General features: G+C 26.4%; 5 protein-coding genes. 3 read left to right on the top strand and 2 right to left on the bottom strand.

Annotated elements, in window-relative coordinates:
- Window positions 1-574, bottom strand: a 574-nt coding sequence (locus EIC27_RS06555; protein WP_205702362.1) for a baseplate megatron protein TIM-barrel domain-containing protein, incomplete at its 3' end; no start/stop codon positions are given.
- A 114-nt stretch (window positions 575-688) separates the two neighbouring features.
- The gene (locus EIC27_RS06550) at window positions 689-1,486 is read right to left on the bottom strand and encodes a hypothetical protein (RefSeq protein ID WP_126045255.1); all 798 of its coding nucleotides are present in this window, start codon (window positions 1,484-1,486) and stop codon (window positions 689-691) included.
- A 100-nt stretch (window positions 1,487-1,586) separates the two neighbouring features.
- Here EIC27_RS06550 and EIC27_RS06545 point away from each other — a divergent pair, with 100 nt between their 5' ends.
- From EIC27_RS06545 to tnpA, 3 genes are all read left to right on the top strand, one after another.
- Window positions 1,587-2,270, top strand: coding sequence for a M48 family metallopeptidase (locus EIC27_RS06545; RefSeq protein ID WP_126045254.1), 684 nt, complete (start codon window positions 1,587-1,589; stop codon window positions 2,268-2,270).
- A 108-nt stretch (window positions 2,271-2,378) separates the two neighbouring features.
- Window positions 2,379-2,882: a tetratricopeptide repeat protein gene (locus EIC27_RS06540; RefSeq protein WP_126045253.1), complete on the top strand. Its 504-nt coding sequence runs from the start codon at window positions 2,379-2,381 to the stop codon at window positions 2,880-2,882.
- Between the two features lie 40 nt (window positions 2,883-2,922).
- On the top strand, window positions 2,923-3,079 hold a 157-nt coding region (tnpA, locus tag EIC27_RS08475), incomplete at its 3' end, for an IS66 family insertion sequence element accessory protein TnpA (protein ID WP_410519448.1).

Raw genomic sequence — 3,079 nt, 5'->3', positions numbered from 1 at the left:
CATTTATATCATATGTAGTTTTGTCATTACTTGTTAAAGGAAAGTATGCATCAATTCCTATAAAATCAATATATTCAGATGCCCATAGCTTATCTAAAAAATACCATCCACCATCAGTGTGGTGATATTCACTCCAATCTGCAGCATATGAAATCATCACATTTTTACCTAATATTCCCCTAACCTGTTTTGCCAAATCAATGAGTTTATCAACAACCAAAAATTTATTATCACTAGTTTTAAATTTTGTAAGCTCAACCATTTCTGAACCAATTAAAAATGCTTTTACTTTGCCTTTAACAAGTTTAGCGTAATGCAAAATAAATTTATTATAACCATTCTCCCCATCGAAAAAATTCTCTATATCTTTTGCATCATTTACATACATTCTACCCCTCCATGGTTTTTCATAACTATCTATCAAAAGCATAGGGTAAAACATAATTAAATAACCCTTATTATTGAGCTCTTCTAAATATCTAGTGATACTTTTATCATTTATTGTGCCACCATAAATGGGATGATTGTTTTTTTGTAAAATTATATGAGCAAGTTTCCGATTATAATTGGACACTTGCCACTCATCAGGAGTAATCTTTGTCTTTTCATCTTTAAATTCTACACCAGGTAATATTTTACAATTTCCTGAATTGATATCAGTAGCGTACCAATTTACAACAGGAGAAACCTATTTTACATTTGGCAAAGTATCTTTTAACTGATCAAGAGAAACCAAGGAATCAGCTTTAGCATGTTCTGTATTACAATTTATCTTAACTTCTTCATATTCATAAGGTTCATTTTTATAATAAGATTTAGTCTGAACTGTGGTATCATAAACATATTCACCACTACCTGGTATAATAACAACTGAGTTAATTAAATTTTGTAAGTTATCAGGATTTTTTGAATTATCATTCTTAATAACTTCAAAATGAAATTTAGGAATTTTATTTTTAAATTTAGAGATTGGAAAGTCCTTAAATACAACATATGCAATTCCCCTAAATGCAGTTGTATAACCCTTACCCTCAATTTTCTCAATTACGGGATCTGGCATTTGGTCTTCTGAACCCCTATAAAATCTAATATTATACAACGACTTATCTATAATAATATCATTTATCCAAATCCTTGATATATAATCTATCTCACCCTCACATAATGCTATGGCAAGTGAAATTTTATATTCATATTTTGTGTAATTATATTTAATTTCTTGATTAGAAGTATTACTGCTTTTAGTTATTATTTTTTTTAACTCCTTTAAACCTGAATCCCATATAATATTTCCAGCCAATTTAACTTTGCCATATACAATAGGTATCTCTTTACCATATTTTACCGTTTGAACGTTTATATCTTCTAATCTTTTACCTTCCGTATTAATTAATATTTCATTTTTAAATATTTTCTTATTTAATATATTACCTAATAATTTACCAATTTTAAAACTTGTTGAATTATCAAAAATATTAAAAGACATGCTTATAAACCATATATGATGTGTAAATTACATCAAAGTTAGTAAGATTTTAATTATTCAGGAAGTATGTTAAAATCATTATTTTTAAAATAGCTTATAAATGAGTAAAATTAACAACTTAATTCAGCAATTTAATGTCAATATAAGAAAAAGCAAAAAAGCAAAAAATATTGCAATTAAAATTATAAATCAAAAAGTTGAGTTAGTAATACCACTTTGGGTGCCTTTAAAAGTTGGTTATAAATTCTTAATTAACAAAGAAGAATGGATTGAAAACAAATTAAGAAATATAACTAATATAAATGATCAAGCAAATAAAAATCAATACCCTATTTTTGGCAAATATTATGATGTTGTTCATGCTGAATGTAGATTAATGAAGTATGCAAAAATTGAAGGCGATATAATTAAAGTTTATGGCATGAAACAAGATATTAATAATTCCTTAAAGCAATTATTTATTAATATTATAACAGATAAGATTAATGAGTTATGTCAATTTTACGCAAATAAACATAACTTTAGCTATAAGAAAATTTTTATCAAAGATCTAAAAACTAAATGGGGAAGCTGCTCTTCCTTAAAAAATCTTAATTTCAACTGGAGAATCATTTTTGCACCTATAGAGGTTGTTGAATATTTAGTTGTGCATGAGTTATGCCATTTAAAAGAAATGAATCACAGCAAAAAATATTGGAAATTAGTTGAAAAAATATACCCAAATTATAAGGAACAATGTCTTTGGCTCAGGAAAAATGGCACTAAACTATATAATTATTTATAATTTAATTTCAAAAATATATTTGCTATATCAAATTAGTTTGTTTTAAATTTTTATTGACACCTAATAAACTATATATCAAATATAAATAAATTGTTTAGGAATAACTTTATGCAAAAACTTAAAATTTCAAAATTCTATTCGTTTGTATTTCTAATTTTAATATCACTAGTTGCATGCGATAACGACAAAGATGAAAAAAATAATAATTCAAACACCACTCAAACTAAATCACCTAGTAATAAAAAAACTGATAAAGATTATTTAGAGCTAGCTTTGGATTATGATTTCGGAAGAGGCGTTAAACAAGATTATGCTAAAGCCATTACATACTACGAAAAAGCTGCTGAGCTTGGTAATGACACAGCCATGAATAATTTAGGACGTAGATATAATAATGGCATTGGAGTAAAGCAAGATTATAAAAAAGCAGAAGAATTTTTCATAAAAGCAGCAAATACTAAACCATCTCCAACACCATTTGGAATTGCAATTAGTAAGATGACTTTAGAGGAATTTTTAAATAAATATGAGGCAAAATATATTGGAAATGACGAGTATACTAATGGCAAAAAATATGTAAGCGCTAAAATAAGGGCATCTAGGCAAGAATAAAAATAAGTGGTAGAACAAAAGCCTAAAAAAATAGAGGCTAATGATGCTATTAGAAAAAAAGAAAAAAAGAATAAGTAATGAAAAATGGAAAGAGCTAGTAGAAGAATATAAAAAAAGTAATGTAAGTAAATATGAATTTTGTAAGCAAAAGAATGTGCCGAGAAGTACATTTTATAAATGGCACAGAATTCTTGTAG

This window comes from Candidatus Aquarickettsia rohweri (assembly GCF_003953955.1).
Lineage (GTDB): Bacteria > Pseudomonadota > Alphaproteobacteria > Rickettsiales > Midichloriaceae > Aquirickettsia > Aquirickettsia rohweri.
This window is presented reverse-complemented; position numbering and strand designations above follow the sequence as displayed.

Excerpts from the sequence above, each read along its gene's own strand:
- EIC27_RS06550 (WP_126045255.1), bottom strand. The coding sequence starts at position 1,486 with ATGTCTTTTAATATTTTTGATAATTCAACAAGTTTTAAAATTGGTAAA.
- EIC27_RS06545 (WP_126045254.1), top strand. The coding sequence starts at position 1,587 with ATGAGTAAAATTAACAACTTAATTCAGCAATTTAATGTCAATATAAGA.
- EIC27_RS06540 (WP_126045253.1), top strand. The coding sequence starts at position 2,379 with ATGCAAAAACTTAAAATTTCAAAATTCTATTCGTTTGTATTTCTAATT.